The organism is Pseudomonas sp. K5002, assembly GCF_013386655.1.
Lineage (GTDB): Bacteria > Pseudomonadota > Gammaproteobacteria > Pseudomonadales > Pseudomonadaceae > Aquipseudomonas.
The window spans coordinates 1-450 of the sequence record NZ_JACARK010001740.1; the positions used below are offsets into that span (position 1 = coordinate 1).

The window sequence follows — 450 nt, forward strand, 5'->3', positions numbered from 1 at the left end:
CTTCGAGGTCGCTGAGGAAGCTGACTTTCAGCGCCGGTTCGCCGCTGTCGGCCACCGGCAGGATGAGGCGCAGCAACCAGGGCAATGGCAACAGGGCAAAGATCCACGGCCAGGCGAACTCAAACATGTTTGCGAATCCAGGTGTCGACGGCCTGGGTCAGCCCGGCGATGGCCTTGTCGTCGAGTTTGCATTCGGGCTTGTAGGCGCCTTCCACCAGCACCATCCAGCGGGTCAGGCCGGCGGCGGGGCAGCGGTTGTCGAGGAACGCCAGCCACTTGCGGCCGTTGAGGGTGTGGCTCTGGCTGTACGGGTAGTCGTTGCGGCACAGGCGCTTGAGCAGGCCGTTGAGCTGTTGCAGCCAGGCACCGGCCGGTGCGCCGTCGTAGGGTTTGGGCATCAGCGCCAGTTCGGCGAGGGCGGCGATGCGCAGCGGGTCCAGGGGTTGTTCG

At 66.2% G+C, this 450-nt stretch carries 1 protein-coding gene and 1 pseudogene; both read right to left on the reverse strand.

The genetic code is table 11. From position 1 onward, the window contains the following. Positions 1 to 127 (reverse strand): annotated as a pseudogene (locus HX846_RS39025) (BatB protein); the annotation flags it as partial. Continuing rightward, positions 120 to 450 (reverse strand): DUF4381 domain-containing protein (locus HX846_RS39030; protein WP_178967677.1); only part of this gene is annotated, 331 nt, incomplete at its 5' end. The pseudogene HX846_RS39025 and the gene HX846_RS39030, both read right to left, overlap by 8 nt.